The sequence below is a fragment of the Flagellimonas onchidii genome (assembly GCF_004804315.1).
Lineage (GTDB): Bacteria > Bacteroidota > Bacteroidia > Flavobacteriales > Flavobacteriaceae > Flagellimonas > Flagellimonas onchidii.
Window position 1 is genome coordinate 14,874 of the sequence record NZ_SRXX01000013.1, and the last position, 15,464, is coordinate 30,337.

Genomic DNA, 15,464 nt, shown 5'->3' on the forward strand with positions numbered 1-15,464 from the left:
TTGGGCTATGTCAAAAAATCACTTTGTATCCCTTTGTCTTGGGACATTTTTTATCGCACTTCTTTCCTCTTGTGGAGAAAAAAAGAGGCCACAACCCATTGAACAGCCCTTACAACAGGATGAATCACCATTAAAGTATGCTTCGGGTTTTAGCATCGAAAATTCTGGAGACATTACCATTGTAAAGGTCTCGTCACCTTGGCCAGATGCTAAAGAAAGCTTTACTTATGCCCTTGTTCCTAAAGACAAGTTGGCCTCCATTACCCTGCCCGCAGATGCCTATGACGCCATTGTGGGCACACCTGTGGAAAACTTGGTGATTACCTCCACAACCCATATTTCATCTTTGGAAGCGCTGGGGGCCTTGGATGTTGTTACAGGTTTTCCCAAGACCGATTTAATCTCCTCGCCCGCAGCACGCAAGCGGATTGAACAAGGACAAATCAAGGAATTGGGAACCAACGAAGACATTAATACTGAAGTAATTTTGGAATTTAACCCTGACGCAATCATCGGTTTCGGAATCAACGACACCAATAAAGCTTATGAAACCCTACAGCGATCCGGGATTCCCATTATTTATAATGGAGATTGGACCGAAAAAACTCCTTTAGGAAAAGCAGAATGGATCAAGTTTTTTGCTCCTTTTGTTGACAAGGAACTGGAAGCCGACAGTATTTTTCGAAATATTGAAAGTTCATATGATGAAGCCAAACTGTTGACCCAAAAAATTACCCAAAAACCAACTGTGCTTACAGGGGGATTGTACAAAGATGTATGGCATGTAGCGGGCGGAAACAGTTGGATGGCTCAATTTTTAAAGGATGCTAATGCTGATTATCTATGGTCCGATACTGATAATACAGGAAGCATTGGTCTAAGCCTGGAAGCCGTTTTGGTCAAGGGGGCACAGGCAGATTTTTGGTTCAACCCTTCCTTGCATGCGAGTTATGAAGAATTGTCTCTTGCCAACAACCATTACGAACAATTTTCAGCTTTTAAAAACAAGAAAGTATACTCCAATGCTGTAAAAAAAGGCGCCACCGGAGGCCTGTTATTTTATGAACTCGCTCCGCAACGTCCCGATTTGGTTTTAAAGGATTTGATTTTTATTCTACATCCGGGGCTATTGACCAATTATCAACCCCATTTTTTCATGCCCTTACGTTAAATGCTTTCCACACGGACATATCGAATTTCCTTCCTTATGATCAGCTTGGCTTTATGCTTCGCTTGGTTGTTGAATGTCAGTTCAGGGTCCGTGATCATCCCATTTAGGGATACCCTTTCAATTTTATTGGGCTCTTCCGCAGAGGTTGATTCTTGGAACTACATTATCTGGAATTTTCGCGTTCCAAAGGCATTTACTGCAGTTTTAGTTGGAGGTGGGCTCTCTATCAGTGGGTTGCTCATGCAGACACTGTTTCGTAATCCATTGGCAGGTCCTTTTGTTTTGGGCATCAGTTCAGGGGCCAGTTTAGGAGCCGCTTTGGTACTAATGGGCGGTTCGGTTCTATCCGGAATGGCTTCGTACACCTATATAAATGATATTTCGATGGCTGTGGCCGCCAGTTTAGGAAGTTTCTTGGTATTATTGGTGGTCATGTTGGTCGCCAATCGAATAAAAGATACGATGGCGCTACTGATTATCGGGCTAATGTTTGGAAGCATTACAACTGCCATAGTAAGCGTTCTGGCCTATTTTTCTGAAGCTGATAAATTGCAACGCTATATTTTCTGGTCGTTTGGTAGTGTGGGAAATCTTTCCGGCCAGCAAGTTTTATTGTTAAGCATCGTAGTATTTGTTGGATTACTGCTGAGTGTTTTGTCCATCAAAAAATTAAATGCCTACTTGTTAGGTGAGAATTATGCGCAAAGTCTTGGAGTGCATCTCAAAAAATCAAGATTGATGATTATCATAGCTACTGGGCTACTTGCCGGTGGAATAACCGCCTTTGCAGGCCCTATTGCTTTTGTAGGATTGGCTGTACCCCACCTTACCCGACAGATTTTTGATACCATGGAGCATCGCGTTTTAATTCCGGCCGTATTTCTATATGGCGCTATTTTGATGTTGTTATGCGATACCATCGCCCAGCTGCCCAGTTCAGCCAACGTATTACCCATAAATACCATAACTTCATTGATTGGAGCACCTGTAGTAATTTGGTTGTTGGTACGAAAACGTAAAATGCTTTTTTGATGTCTACCTCAGAAACACATAGCATTCAAGTAAAGAATTTAACCATAGGTTATAAAACCAAGATGGTTTGCAAAAACATTGATTTTAATGTTTCCTCTGGTCAATTATGTGCGATAATTGGAGTGAACGGGGTTGGAAAATCTACCCTTTTAAGAACGCTTGGGAAACTTCAACCTAAATTATCTGGAGATATTTTAATTGATGGTAGCTCGCTTGAGAAATTTACCTCACAGGAACTGGCAAAAAAACTCAGCTTTGTGCTTACCGAACAGCCAGCATCCAAAAATCTGACAGTTCAGGAATTAATTGCCTTGGGAAGACAGCCTTATACCAATTGGATTGGCACTCTAACTACTGAGGATAGGGCACAAATCGTTGACAGCTTAACTTCTTTCTTATTAAAAGATCTACGCCATCGCAAATGCCACCAACTAAGCGATGGCCAACTACAACGTGTTCTGATTGCACGGGCCATGGCCCAGAACACCCCTTTAATCTTATTAGATGAGCCTACCACCCATTTGGACCTCTACCATAAAGTGCAAATTCTAAAACTATTGCAGCAACTGGCTCACGATAAGAAAAAAACCATTCTATTTACCACCCATGAAATAGATTTGGCGATTCAACTGTGCGATAAAATTGTTTTACTGGACGGAAATGAAAATCCAAGTGGAACTCCCTGTGAACTCATTGAACAAAAACATTTTGAACGCTTATTTCCATCAGAAATGGTACAGTTTGATGCGAAAACGAGTTCTTTCAAAGTGAATAAGTAATACCTACTGTCATTTCGAACCGAGTTTTAACGAGTGTGAGAAGTCTCAATTAGATTCCTCGTCACTTCGTTCTGTCGGAATGACTTTAATATTATCTTTATCCGAAGAATAAAATGATATGAGTAGCGAGTTGATTTATATAATCATTGGACTGATCACTGGGATTGGTGGTTTGTTTTTAGGAATGTATATTCAAAGACTAAAGACCAAATCCAACGAAAGTGTATGGCAGGAACGGGAACAGCAATTGAATGGTTCCGTGAAATCCTTAAATGACAAACTGCTATCCATTGATGAAGAAAAAAAACAATTGCAGGGGGAAAAGGAACTCCAGGGCAATCAAATTGTTCGCTATCAAGCTGATTTGGAAAACCTCCAGCGTATAAACACAGAACAAAAGGAAGAAGTAGAAAAACTTCAGGAAAAGTTCACTAAGGAATTCGAAAACTTGGCCAACAAAATTTTGGATGAGAAGAGCAATAAGTTCACTGAGCAGAATCAAAAAAACATCAAGCAGATATTGAATCCTTTACAGGAAAAAATTCAGCTTTTCGAGAAAAAAGTCGAGGCCACACAAAAAGAGAATATCAGCATCCATTCCGCATTAAAAGAGCAATTGCTCAATCTTCAAAACCAAAACCTCAAAATTACCCAAGAAGCGGAGAACCTCACCAAAGCCTTAAAGGGAGATAGTAAAATGCAAGGGAACTGGGGGGAATTGGTATTGGAGCGTGTTCTTGAAAAATCGGGATTGGAAAAAGATCGGGAATACAGCGTACAACAAAGTTTTACCAGAGAAGATGGATCACGAGTCATGCCCGATGTTATTATTCACCTTCCTGATGGCAAAAAAATGGTGGTTGATTCCAAGGTTTCCCTTACGGATTACGAACGCTATACCAATGCAGATGAAGAACAAAAGGAAAAGCATTTAAAAGATCATATCAATTCGCTCAAAAAACACGTAGAGCAGCTTTCTGCCAAAAAGTATGAGGATCTATACGAGATGGAAAGCCCAGATTTTGTGCTCTTGTTTGTTCCTATTGAACCAGCGTTTGCCGTTGCCATCAACAACGACAATTCGCTGTATAACAAAGCATTTGAACAAAACATTGTGATTGTCACCCCCTCTACCCTGTTGGCCACACTTCGAACTATCGACACCATGTGGAGCAACGAAAAACAACAGAAAAATGCCATTGAAATTGCCCGACAAGCCGGAGCTTTATACGACAAATTTGAAGGTTTTGTCACCGACTTGACCAAAGTGGGCAAAAAAATGGATGAAGCCAAAACCGAATATCGAGGGGCCATGAACAAACTGGTCGAAGGTCGTGGTAACATTGTCACCAGCATTGAAAAACTCAAAAAAATGGGCGCCAAGGCCAAAAAATCAATACCCGAACCTATATTGAAAAGAGCTCAGGAAGATGATTTTGAAGAACCCAAACTTGAAATATAAGCTATGCGTAAGTTCCTTTTTATATTTATTGCAATTGTTCTTTTAGGTGCTACCGCCTACTTTACTTTTATCTATTATGTTCCCTTTAGCGAAGGCTATCGCTCAGGCGAGTTGATCAAGTTTAGTAGAAAAGGGGTTTTGGCAAAAACTTGGGAAGGTGAAATTAGCCAGGGTATTTCTGGGGCGCAGATTTTTGAATTTTCTGTTGAGGACAGTGAGGAGGATGTAATACAAAATTTAAAAGAGTTTCAAGGACACTACGTCAAGGTCACCTATAAGGAGCGATATGCCACTTTTTTCTGGTTAGGTGACACCAAGTACTTTATTGTTGATGTGGAAAAGGAAAAATCCCCTCATTTTGTGAATTAATCGAACAATGATGGTTATTGTTTCAGTAAGGATGCAGCATCCTCATCCATAAACCAAACTAATTTACCGGAAAAAGGGTTAACCAGGGAAGCAGGGTAAGCATGATAATCTTCTGTTTTACCCAAAATAGCTTGCACTTTTTTAGCCTTTCCTGCACCTGTCACCAAAAATACCACTTCTTTGGCGGTATTGATAACTTTCCCATTAATGGAAACCCGTTTTTGCCCTGAATCCGGATGAGTGGCCACCACGCAATGGTCTTCGGCATTCCAAAGGTCAATTTCATGTGGAAAAATGGAAGCTGTATGCCCGTCATCACCCATACCCAAAATGACCAAGTCAAATTGAGGGACACCTTCTACCCTATCCAAATTGATTTCCAACAAGTTTGCGTAGCGCATCGCTTCCCTATCTGGTTCAGCTTCCCCTAAAACCCGATGTACATTTTCTTCAGGAACATTAATTTTAGAAAACAGATGCTCCACTGTCATTTTATAATTGCTTTGATTATCTGTTGGTGGTACACAACGTTCATCTCCCCAGTAAAAATGAATATTGCTCCAGTCAATTTTATCACCATAATTCGAAGCCAACACATCAAAAACGATTTTAGGAGTACTTCCACCTGACAGCGCCACGTGAAATTCAGTCTTATCCTTCACCAATTCGGCAAAATAGTTAGAAAACTGCCTTGCCACCTCTTGTTTGTCCTTATATACTTTTAATTTCATATTCTTACCTTAAATTATTCTGAATCACTTCTTCGATAAGCTCAGAATAATGGTTCTACTTCAACCGATAACTGATAACTGATAACTGATAACTGATAACTGAATCTAACAGATTACACAATAACCCGGGTCATCGGCCAAATTCTCCCCAGGGTTTCGCCAATATCCCAAGTCTTCAATTAGATCATCCGAATTTTCCGGACCCCAAACCCCCGCGGCATACCCATACATACGAACATCCTTCCCATTTTTCCAATAGTTTAAAATGGGGTCTACAAATTCCCATGCCGCTTCCACCTCATCGGCTCTTGCATACAATGTGGCATCACCTTGCATGGCATCAAGGAGTAATCGCTCATATGCTTCCATTACATAGGTTTCTGCTAAACTGGAATAATAAAAATCCAAATTGGCTCGCTCTACTTTAAACCCTTGCCCAGGAACCTTCACTCCAAATTTGATGAGCACTCCTTCATCGGGTTGAATTCTTATGATCAACTTGTTATCCTTGCTGTTCATCCCGGAGTCTTTAAATATCTGGTGATGCGGAGTCTTAAAGTGAATGATCACCTCCGTAACCTTGGTTGGCATACGTTTGGCAGTTCTCACATAAAAGGGAACACCGTGCCAGCGCCAGTTATCCACAAAAAACTTGACCGCCGCATAGGTTTCAGTGGTAGAATTAGGATCTACCCCATCTTCTTCACGATACCCCTTCACTTTTTCACCATTGATTTCAGAATTCACGTACTGGGCACGAATCGTATGATCAAACAAGGTCTTTTCATCTTTCATAATGCGTAAAGACTTCAGGGCTTTGACCTTCTCGTTTCGAATTTCTTCAGGTTGATCTCCAATGGGCGGTTCCATAACCACCAAGGAAACAATCTGCATCAAATGGTTTTGGAACATGTCACGGAGGGCACCCGATTTGTCATAATATCCTCCTCTCTTCTCCACTCCAACACTTTCTGCATTAGTGATTTCTACATGATGGATATAATTTCTATTCCAAAGTGGTTCGAAAATACTGTTGGAAAAACGGGTCACCAATAAGTTTTGAACCGTCTCTTTCCCTAAGTAATGATCAATTCGATAAATCTGGGGTTCTTTAAAATATTGCTGTAGTCCCGCATTTAATGCTTTTGCGGTTTCCAAGCTATATCCGAACGGTTTTTCCACAATCAATCTTTTCCAGCCTTTTTCCTGACTGTTCAACCCAACATCTGCTAAATTTTTAGCTATGGGTTCATACAAACTCGGCGGCGTGGAAAAATAGAACATATAGTTATCCTCGGTTCCATTTGCCTTGTTCAAAGTTGCTATGCGATTGGCCAGACCAGAATATTCAGTAGTATAATCGCTACCCAAATCTTCGTAAAAAATTCGGTCCGTAAAGCCTTTAATATAGTTCTCCTTTAAATCCTCAAGCTTCTCCTTTAAATATGGACTGTTGTTCACCACCTTGTTGCGAAATTCCTCATCGGTCATATCGCTTCGACTGGCGCCCAAAACCACAAAATTTTTAGGCAATTGCCTAGCAACATATAGGTTAAACAATCCAGGTATCAGCTTTCTCGCAGTCAAATCTCCAGAAGCTCCAAAAATAATGAGCATTTGGTTCTCGGTCTTTCTCATAAAGTGTATCAATAGTTGGTTCGGATGTCTCAAAAAAAATGCTCATTTGTGGCATTTTTACCAAAAATCCAGTACCACCTTCATTTCGTTTTGAGCATAACGAATATAACGCTATTTTAGGTTCGGAATTCAACAAATGGCTTACTTAAAGCCGTCTTAACCTTAAGACATTAAAAATAAAGAACATGGCAGATAGGTATGATTTTGGTCTTGTGGGACTTGGAGTAATGGGGCGTAATTTTATCCTCAATGTGGCTGACAACGGCTTTACGGCTTTTGGTAACGATTTGGATGAGGAAAAAGTAAATGCGCTCATTGAGGAGGGTGGAGATACCAATAGGGTGAATGCTACTTCCGATGTATCCACCTTTGTAAACTCCTTAAGTACTCCGCGCAAAATCATGCTATTGGTTCCTGCGGGAAAGATTGTGGATGTCGTAATCGAAGGCTTACTTCCTCATTTGGATGAGGGAGACATTATTATTGATGGGGGAAATTCGTTTTTTACCGATACCGACCGACGGGAGGCTTATTTAAAGGAAAAGGGTATCAACTTTTTTGGGGCCGGAGTATCTGGTGGAGCCAAAGGAGCACGCAAAGGGCCTAGTATCATGCCCGGGGGTTCCAGAGCAGCCTATCAACATGTAAAACCTGTTTTTGAGGCGGTTTCTGCCAAATATAAAGGAGAACCTTGCGTGGCCTATCTAGGGCCAAAATCAGCTGGAAACTATGTGAAGATGGTCCATAACGGTATTGAATATGGATTGATGCAACTGACCTCAGAAATCTACGACTTATTGAAAAAAGCCGGGGGATTGACCAATGAAGAACTGCATGAAACCTATGCAAAGTGGAATGCTGGACGATTACAATCCTTTTTAGTGGAAATCACTTCGGAAATCTTCGCACAAAAAGATGATTTGGGTGAAGGCCACTTGGTAGATAAGATATTGGATAAAGCCAAACAGAAAGGAACCGGAAAATGGACCTCACAAAATGCCATGGATCTGGGTATTCCTGTTCCGACCATTGATATTGCGGTGAGCATGCGTGAAATCTCTGCTCTTAAGACAGAACGAATACAGGCGGATGAACTTTACAATCGTCCTAAACCTGAATTATTGGTAAAAGACTCTTTAATCAGCAAAGCGGAACAAGCGCTCTATTTTTCGTTCATCATCACCTATGCCCAAGGTATGCATCAATTGGCCGATGCTTCCAGGGAATATGGATATGAGTTACAGCTTGGAGAAATTGCCAAAGTTTGGCGGGCAGGTTGCATCATTCGAGCGGCATTGTTAGCTGATATAACCGAAGCTTTTAATGAGGATAATACGCTTCAAAACTTGTTGTTATCGCCTTCTTTTGTAGAAAAAATCAACGAAACTGTAGATGCTGCCAGAGAATTGGTGACTTATGGAGCCACTAACGGCATTCCCTTACCTGGACTCTCCAATGCACTTACCTATTTTGATGCCTATACCAGCAGTCGTTTACCGTTGAATTTGATTCAAGCCCAACGGGACTATTTTGGTTCCCATACTTATGAACGATTAGATCGTGAAGGGATTTTCCATACAGAGTGGGAGGAGTAAAATGAAATGACTCAGAGTCAATCCGACATATCCATCCAAATTGATCATCTGTTTCGACATGAGCATGGAAAGTTGATTGCAGTATTGACAAAAGCTTTTGGCACCCCTAACATTGATTTGGCAGAGGATGTTGTGCAGGAAGCCATGATAGAAGCACTAAACAAATGGACTTACAATGGTGTGCCGGAAAATCCTGTGGGATGGATTTATAAAGTGGCCAAATATAAGGCCGTGAACATCCTCAATAAGGAGAAATACAAACGCAGGTATGCTTCAGAAGTAGCACATCATCTACAATCGGAATGGACTAGGGAGTCAGCCTTAAAACAGATTTTTACCGATAAAGAAATTGCAGATGACCAGTTAAGGATGATCTTTACCTGTTGTCATCCCATCCTCTCAACTGATTCCCAAGTTGCCTTGACCTTAAAAACACTTTGCGGTTTCAGTATCCCTGAAATAGCCCAGGCTTTTTTAACTTCTGAAAGTAACATCAACAAGCGACTGGTGAGAGCTCGTAAAACTATTAAAGAGGCCAATTTGCCTTTTGAAGTTCCCAGTGGAAAAGAGCTCGAACCCAGATTGTCCAGTGTCTTGGAAACCCTTTATCTTTTGTTCAATGAAGGATATAACTCTATTTCAGATGATAATTTGATTCGATTGGAGCTTTGTGAGGAAGCCATCCGTCTTACAGAAATTATCGTTCAAAACCCTACCATAACATCATCCAACACCCATGCACTATTGGCATTAATGCTGTTCAATACTGCTCGATTCGGCTCAAGAATGGATGAATTGAACAACAATATAAGTCTTGAACACCAAGACCGAAGCCAATGGGACCAGCAATTGATTAAGAAAGGATTGGTACATCTAGAATTTGCCGCTGGGCAAAACGAGGTGTCCATGTATCATATTCTCGCCACCATCTCAGCCCAGCATTGCACCGCCTCCACATACCAAGATACGGATTGGGAAGGCATATTGGAATTGTACGACCTGCTTTTGAAGCTTGATAATTCTCCCATTATCCAATTGAATCGGGCCATAGTGCTTTCAAAAACCTCCGACCCTCAGACTGCCATTACGCAATTAGAGCAAATCAAAGATGAAGATACCTTTCAATCGTATTTACCTTATTATACCTCGCTGGCGGAACTCTATTTTCAGAACAATCAATCATCAGAGGCCGTTAGTCTTTTGAAAATGGCATTGGAACTCCCCATTGGAGAAAAACGTAAGTCACTTATTTACAAAAAGATAGAGGGTTTCTCCAAAAATATTTGATATTTTTCAGAATTCCATGTCCTTTTTTATACCCTTCAACTGACTACGGGGTATAAAACGATATTATATCATTCAAAACATTCATCATGCAAGAATTTATGATTTTCATCAAAACAAAGGGAGACCATTTGGAAGGTCTATCTCCAGAGCAACAACAGGCCCATGTGCAAAAAATAGGAAAGTACATTGGCGGGTTGATGGAATCGGGAAAGTTAAAGGGAGCACAGCCCTTGGAAATGAACGGAACCATTATCCATGGAAACAAAGGTGTTTTTAAGGATGGACCATTTAATGAGTCGAAGGAAGTTATTGTGGGTTATTTCCACATTGTAGCAGAAAATCTTGAAGAAGCTATTGCTATCGCCAAAGCCAATCCCATGTTTGACGATGCTGAAGGGAGTATTGAGGTAAGACCTATTAAACAAATGGAGGGAATAAACTAAAAAGGAAGTGATGGAAAACAACAATTTTGAATACGGAGGCAAATGTGCCTTCGCGCTAAGCTTGGGCAAGGATGCTCCTATCACCAATGGAAAGCACACACTCATCAAGGACGGAAAAACATATACTTTTCTAAATCCGGTTGCTAAATTTCTGTTTAAACTTTTTCCGAACAGCGTTCAGAAAGCGAATGCTGCATGGAACAAAAATTAAGCTGTCATGAAAAAAAGAAAAATCTTTAAAATCATAGGAATCTCCCTTTTTATCCTTTTTGGAGTAGTATTTACTTTTGCCAAAATCAAAAGGATTTCACCACTAGCTTGGAACCATAAGACCGTTAATCAACCTGTGTTTTCAGACAAGGCCATAAATGGTTATGATCCCGTGGCCTATATGGTTTCTGACGAAGCCATGGAAGGAAATGAGCAGTATACCCACAGATGGCATGATGCTGACTGGTTTTTTGCAACAGCGGAAAATAGAGATTTGTTTGCCAAAAACCCTGAAAAGTATGCTCCGCAGTACGGAGGGTTCTGTGCTTTCGCTGTCAGTAAAGGATTTACAGCGAACGTTTCTCCCGAAAGTTTTGTCAACGTAGAAGGAAAAATATATCTCTTTGCCGATGATGGCATAATGCAAGAATGGAAAGATGATTTGCAGGAAAACTTAAAGCTTTCCAACAAGAATTGGAAATAATCACTAGCTTTTGGGCTAAGCGTCATCCTGAGCTTGTCGAAGGACTGTGAAGGCCTTTAAACTTCGACAGGCTCAGTTTGACAGTCATGGTCTATAGTCCATTCTTTAAGCTACTTGCTCAAGTACATTTTTCTGCGGGAGTACAGGTTATAAAATTCATCATCCTTTAAACTATCGATGAACAAGATACTTTCTCCCGTACTTTTCATTTCCGGCCCAAGGTTTTTATTCACGTTCGGGAATTTATTGAACGAGAACACGGGTTGTTTTATGGCATAACCATCCAAATGGGGATTAAAATCAAAATCTTTGATTTTCTTCTCTCCTAGCATCACTTTGGTCGCATAATTTACATAAGGTTCTCCATAAGCCTTAGCAATAAATGGAACGGTTCTAGAGGCACGTGGATTGGCTTCGATAATGTAAACGGTGTCATCCTTGATGGCAAACTGAATATTTATAAGTCCAACCGTGTTTAGTGCCAAAGCAATTTTTCGGGTATGATCTTTTATTTGTTGCATCACGAACTCACCCAAATTAAAAGGTGGCAAGGTAGCATTCGAATCTCCGGAGTGGATTCCGCATGGCTCGATATGTTCCATGATTCCAATAATGTACACATCTTCTCCATCACAAATAGCATCTGCTTCCGCTTCAATGGCACCATCCAAATAATGATCCAACAAAAGCTTGTTGTTTGGAATGCTTCGAAGTAAATCCACCACATGAGCTTCCAGTTCTTCTTTATTGATGACAATTTTCATCCCTTGGCCACCCAAAACATAGGATGGTCTAACCAAAAGTGGAAAATTCAACTCGTCCGCAAGATCCAAAGCTTCATCTGCCGTTTCGGCCACACCAAATCTTGGATATGGAATATTGTTCTCTTTTAGAAGGGTAGAAAAGCTTCCTCGATCTTCTGCTAGATCCAGGGATTCGAAACTGGTTCCAATAATGTTGATTCCGTATTTGTCCAGTTTTTCAGCAAGCTTCAACGCGGTTTGTCCGCCCAACTGCACGATTACCCCTTCGGGCTTTTCATGGCGGATAATATCATAAATATGCTCCCAGAAAACCGGCTCAAAATAAAGTTTATCCGCAGTATCAAAATCGGTTGAAACCGTTTCAGGGTTACAATTGATCATGATAGTTTCGTAACCGCATTCTGCCGCTGCCAAAACTCCATGTACACAACAATAATCAAACTCTATCCCCTGTCCTATTCGGTTGGGTCCAGAGCCCAAGACCACAATCTTTTTTCTATCAGTTACTTCACTGTCGTTGGCAACAAATCGCTTTCCATCCGCAGTTTCGATTTCCTCTTCAAAAGTAGAATAGTAATATGGGGTCATCGCTTTAAACTCCGCAGCACAAGTATCTACCAGTTTATAAACTCTATTAATCCCCTTATTGATACGCTTTTTGTGAACCTCACTTTCGTAGCAGTCCAACATATGAGCTATCTGTCTATCAGCAAAACCTTTTTGTTTAGCTTCCAGCAATAGGGATTTGGGTAGACTCTCCACAGTATATTTTGAAATTTCCTGTTCCAAGAAGTTTAACTCCTCGTACTGTTTTAAGAACCACATGTCTATTTTGGTGATCTCATAAATCCTGCTCAACGGAATACCCAATTGAATGGCATCATAGATTACAAACACTCGATCCCAGCTGGGTACTTTAAGCTTTTGGATAATGGTATCATAGTCCTTATATCCTTTTCCATCTGCTCCTAGCCCATTCCGCTTAATCTCCAAGGATTGAGTGGCTTTATGCAAAGCCTCTTGGAACGAACGTCCAATTCCCATTACCTCTCCAACAGCTTTCATTTGCAATCCTAAAGTACGGTCAGAACCTTCAAATTTGTCAAAGTTCCAACGTGGAATCTTCACAATTACGTAGTCTATTGTAGGCTCAAAAAGGGCCGAAGTAGATTTGGTGATTTGGTTCTCCAATTCATCCAAAGTATACCCTATGGCCAGTTTAGCAGCTACCTTGGCGATAGGGTATCCCGTCGCTTTAGAAGCTAAGGCCGAAGACCTCGAAACCCGTGGGTTAATCTCGATGGCAATGATATCTTCCTTTTCATCCGGGCTTACAGCAAACTGTACGTTACATCCACCAGCAAAATCCCCGATACTACGCATCATGTGGATGGCCATATCCCTCATCCGCTGGAAGGTCTTGTCGGAAAGTGTCATCGCTGGAGCTACAGTAATGGAATCACCTGTATGGATTCCCATAGGATCCATATTCTCGATGGTACAGATAATGACCACATTATCATTTTTATCGCGAAGCAATTCAAGCTCATATTCCTTCCACCCCATCAAAGCTTTATCGATCATCACTTCATGGATAGGCGACACCTCAAGCCCATGACTCAATTGCTTGTCGAATTTTTCTTGATCGTATACGATTGAAGCACCAGCGCCTCCCAAGGTAAATGATGCCCTAATTACCAATGGAAAACCAAACTCTTGAGCTATTTCCTTTCCTTTAAGGAAAGAGGTAGCGGCAGCCTGAGGCGGCATGCCAATACCAATTTTTAGCATCAACTCTCTAAACTTTTCCCGATCTTCTGTAATGTTGATGGCATCAATATCAACCCCAATAATCTCTACTCCAAAATCTTCCCAGATTCCTTTTTCATCAGCTTCGATACACAGGTTCAAAGCAGTTTGCCCTCCCATCGTTGGAAGAACGGCATCTATATTGGGATGATTCTTTAAAATCTCAATGATTGATTTTGTATTCAGCGGTTTCAAGTAGACATGATCCGCCATCTTGGGGTCTGTCATGATCGTAGCAGGGTTGCTATTGATCAAAATAGTTTCAATCCCATCTTCGCGAAGTGACCGAAGGGCTTGGGAACCAGAATAATCAAACTCACATGCCTGACCAATGATGATGGGGCCAGAACCAATAATCAAAATCGATTTAAGATCTTTTCTTTTGGGCATTCTATATAAGGTTACTCGTTAACAAATTTTTCAAAATTAGATCAAAAAAAAGGTGCTAAACTTGAAAAAGTAGCACCTTTATTAAAAAGTTATTTACAGTCATTATTTCTTATGACGCGGTTCTGATGAAACAGTTAGTTTTTTTCTTCCTTTGGCTCTTCTTCTCGCAAGAACTTTTCTACCATTGGCAGTCGCCATGCGCTCTCTAAAGCCATGCTTGTTTCTTCTCTTCCGCTTTGACGGCTGATACGTTCTTTTCATTTCGGAACTATTTTAATGGATTTTGTTGATGGCAGATAAATCTACCTGAAAAATTCTGGGCGCAAATATACGAAGACTTTTTGCATTGACAAGAGCTTTCTAAAAAATGTTTGTATTAGTTTTGTCGGCTGAACAAAACACCATTATATAATGTATAAAATTGTGAGATTCTTCAGCTTGATTTTCTTATTGGGCACAATGCTTTCCTTTTCCCAAACAACTCTGGGATACCATTTAAAAAAAGGTGAAGCATTCAATATAAAGCAAACCGCTCATCAAGTTATGGTTCAGAGTATGGAGGGTACTTCCCATGAGATAACAAATGATTTGGAGGGAATTTACGAATTTAAGGTAACCAACGTTGACCAAAACAATTACGGAATAACACTCCAATTTAAAGATTTTGCGTTGAAGTCAACCTCAAGCCTCCAAGGCACCTTAATGGATGTGAGAGCTTCCGAACCTGTGGAAGGTGATATCGTTTCCAATATGTTCAGTACCTTGATCGGACATGAGATGGGCATGAAGATGGACAAACAAGGAAAAGTCTTGTCTATTGATGGAGGAGATGAGCTCGTGGAAAAAATGATAAATTCTGTGCCAGGAATCGACGATTTTACAAAAAACATCATGAAAAAGTCGTTGGAAAAAGAATTCAGCTCTGATGGTTTGGCAAGAAGTTTTGAACAAATGACCTATTTTTATCCAACTGAACCCAAAAACATAGGAGACACTTGGGAGGCAGCGTTTAGTGGAAAGGTTAATTCCATAAACCAATGGAAACTGGAAAAAGTGGAGGGTGATGTCTTGTCCATTTCGGGCAATGCTGACGTAACCATGGAAAATGCGGAGCAAGCCCTTACCTTGTCATTGAACGGACATCAAGAAACCTTGATACAAGCTTCTGCCAAAAATGGTTTCATTATTAAATTGATGGTTTCTGGAAAAAATGAGGGAAAATCCATAATGGCCCATAATAACATGGAAATACCGACCACTTTGGACCAAACCATTACTTATGAATTAATTACTGAATAAA

Annotated in this window: 15 protein-coding genes; 11 read left to right on the plus strand and 4 right to left on the minus strand. The window is 40.7% G+C overall.

All coding sequences use genetic code 11. The annotated features are described in order from the left end of the window. Positions 1-7 precede the first annotated feature (7 nt). The 5 genes from E4661_RS13870 (at position 8) to E4661_RS13890 (ending at position 4,813) form a co-directional block, all read left to right on the plus strand. Entirely contained in the window at positions 8-1,171 is a 1,164-nt protein-coding gene (locus E4661_RS13870; RefSeq protein WP_136468057.1) for an ABC transporter substrate-binding protein, read from the plus strand. Next, on the plus strand, positions 1,172-2,203 hold the full coding sequence (locus tag E4661_RS13875) for a FecCD family ABC transporter permease (protein ID WP_136468058.1): 1,032 nt from the start codon (positions 1,172-1,174) through the stop codon (positions 2,201-2,203). Beyond that, positions 2,203-2,982 carry an ABC transporter ATP-binding protein gene (locus tag E4661_RS13880; protein ID WP_136468059.1) on the plus strand — a complete coding sequence of 260 codons (780 nt, stop codon included), beginning with the start codon at positions 2,203-2,205 and terminating at the stop codon, positions 2,980-2,982. Before E4661_RS13875 ends, E4661_RS13880 begins: the two co-directional genes overlap by 1 nt. Before the next feature lie 118 nt (positions 2,983-3,100). Next, entirely contained in the window at positions 3,101-4,444 is a 1,344-nt protein-coding gene (locus tag E4661_RS13885) for a DNA recombination protein RmuC (RefSeq protein ID WP_136468060.1), read from the plus strand. A 3-nt stretch (positions 4,445-4,447) separates the two neighbouring features. Continuing rightward, positions 4,448-4,813 carry a 6-phosphogluconate dehydrogenase gene (locus E4661_RS13890; protein ID WP_136468061.1) on the plus strand — a complete coding sequence of 122 codons (366 nt, stop codon included), beginning with the start codon at positions 4,448-4,450 and terminating at the stop codon, positions 4,811-4,813. 14 nt (positions 4,814-4,827) lie between these two features. Here E4661_RS13890 and pgl read toward each other — a convergent pair whose 3' ends face one another. Then, positions 4,828-5,544: a 6-phosphogluconolactonase gene (gene pgl, locus E4661_RS13895; protein WP_136468062.1), complete on the minus strand. Its 717-nt coding sequence runs from the start codon at positions 5,542-5,544 to the stop codon at positions 4,828-4,830. Positions 5,545-5,649: 105 nt separating this feature from the next. Continuing rightward, a complete protein-coding gene (gene zwf / locus E4661_RS13900) occupies positions 5,650-7,182 on the minus strand; it encodes a glucose-6-phosphate dehydrogenase (protein WP_136468063.1) in 1,533 nt (510 codons plus the stop codon). Between the two features lie 185 nt (positions 7,183-7,367). On the opposite strand from zwf, the gene gndA reads away from it, so the two are divergent. The 5 genes from gndA (at position 7,368) to E4661_RS13925 (ending at position 11,201) form a co-directional block, all read left to right on the plus strand. After that, a complete protein-coding gene (gene gndA / locus E4661_RS13905; protein ID WP_136468064.1) occupies positions 7,368-8,777 on the plus strand; it encodes an NADP-dependent phosphogluconate dehydrogenase in 1,410 nt (469 codons plus the stop codon). A gap of 6 nt (positions 8,778-8,783) precedes the next feature. Next, on the plus strand, positions 8,784-10,064 hold the full coding sequence (locus E4661_RS13910; RefSeq protein WP_136468065.1) for an RNA polymerase sigma factor: 1,281 nt from the start codon (positions 8,784-8,786) through the stop codon (positions 10,062-10,064). Between the two features lie 86 nt (positions 10,065-10,150). After that, on the plus strand, positions 10,151-10,507 hold the full coding sequence (locus E4661_RS13915; protein WP_136468066.1) for a YciI family protein: 357 nt from the start codon (positions 10,151-10,153) through the stop codon (positions 10,505-10,507). 10 nt (positions 10,508-10,517) lie between these two features. Continuing rightward, a complete protein-coding gene (locus E4661_RS13920) occupies positions 10,518-10,718 on the plus strand; it encodes a hypothetical protein (protein ID WP_136468067.1) in 201 nt (66 codons plus the stop codon). 6 nt (positions 10,719-10,724) lie between these two features. After that, positions 10,725-11,201, plus strand: coding sequence for a YHS domain-containing (seleno)protein (locus tag E4661_RS13925; RefSeq protein ID WP_136468068.1), 477 nt, complete (start codon positions 10,725-10,727; stop codon positions 11,199-11,201). Positions 11,202-11,311: 110 nt separating this feature from the next. Here the strand turns inward: E4661_RS13925 and carB are convergent, their stop codons facing one another. Both carB and rpmH read right to left on the minus strand, forming a co-directional pair. Then, on the minus strand, positions 11,312-14,164 hold the full coding sequence (carB, locus tag E4661_RS13930; protein WP_136468069.1) for a carbamoyl-phosphate synthase large subunit: 2,853 nt from the start codon (positions 14,162-14,164) through the stop codon (positions 11,312-11,314). A 102-nt stretch (positions 14,165-14,266) separates the two neighbouring features. After that, positions 14,267-14,425 carry a 50S ribosomal protein L34 gene (rpmH, locus tag E4661_RS13935; protein WP_082433296.1) on the minus strand — a complete coding sequence of 53 codons (159 nt, stop codon included), beginning with the start codon at positions 14,423-14,425 and terminating at the stop codon, positions 14,267-14,269. Positions 14,426-14,575: 150 nt separating this feature from the next. Here rpmH and E4661_RS13940 point away from each other — a divergent pair, with 150 nt between their 5' ends. Further along, positions 14,576-15,463, plus strand: coding sequence for a DUF6263 family protein (locus E4661_RS13940; protein WP_136468070.1), 888 nt, complete (start codon positions 14,576-14,578; stop codon positions 15,461-15,463). Position 15,464: the final 1 nt, after the last annotated feature.

What these genes read in the sequence shown, in the direction of transcription:
- E4661_RS13920 (WP_136468067.1), top strand. Translation starts at nt 10,518, where the DNA reads ATGGAAAACAACAATTTTGAATACGGAGGCAAATGTGCCTTCGCGCTA.
- gndA (WP_136468064.1), top strand. Translation starts at nt 7,368, where the DNA reads ATGGCAGATAGGTATGATTTTGGTCTTGTGGGACTTGGAGTAATGGGG.
- E4661_RS13875 (WP_136468058.1), top strand. Translation starts at nt 1,172, where the DNA reads ATGCTTTCCACACGGACATATCGAATTTCCTTCCTTATGATCAGCTTG.
- E4661_RS13925 (WP_136468068.1), top strand. Translation starts at nt 10,725, where the DNA reads ATGAAAAAAAGAAAAATCTTTAAAATCATAGGAATCTCCCTTTTTATC.
- pgl (WP_136468062.1), bottom strand. Translation starts at nt 5,544, where the DNA reads ATGAAATTAAAAGTATATAAGGACAAACAAGAGGTGGCAAGGCAGTTT.
- E4661_RS13890 (WP_136468061.1), top strand. Translation starts at nt 4,448, where the DNA reads ATGCGTAAGTTCCTTTTTATATTTATTGCAATTGTTCTTTTAGGTGCT.
- E4661_RS13870 (WP_136468057.1), top strand. Translation starts at nt 8, where the DNA reads ATGTCAAAAAATCACTTTGTATCCCTTTGTCTTGGGACATTTTTTATC.
- E4661_RS13940 (WP_136468070.1), top strand. Translation starts at nt 14,576, where the DNA reads ATGTATAAAATTGTGAGATTCTTCAGCTTGATTTTCTTATTGGGCACA.
- E4661_RS13885 (WP_136468060.1), top strand. Translation starts at nt 3,101, where the DNA reads ATGAGTAGCGAGTTGATTTATATAATCATTGGACTGATCACTGGGATT.
- E4661_RS13880 (WP_136468059.1), top strand. Translation starts at nt 2,203, where the DNA reads ATGTCTACCTCAGAAACACATAGCATTCAAGTAAAGAATTTAACCATA.
- zwf (WP_136468063.1), bottom strand. Translation starts at nt 7,182, where the DNA reads ATGAGAAAGACCGAGAACCAAATGCTCATTATTTTTGGAGCTTCTGGA.
- carB (WP_136468069.1), bottom strand. Translation starts at nt 14,164, where the DNA reads ATGCCCAAAAGAAAAGATCTTAAATCGATTTTGATTATTGGTTCTGGC.
- E4661_RS13915 (WP_136468066.1), top strand. Translation starts at nt 10,151, where the DNA reads ATGCAAGAATTTATGATTTTCATCAAAACAAAGGGAGACCATTTGGAA.
- rpmH (WP_082433296.1), bottom strand. Translation starts at nt 14,425, where the DNA reads ATGAAAAGAACGTATCAGCCGTCAAAGCGGAAGAGAAGAAACAAGCAT.
- E4661_RS13910 (WP_136468065.1), top strand. Translation starts at nt 8,784, where the DNA reads ATGACTCAGAGTCAATCCGACATATCCATCCAAATTGATCATCTGTTT.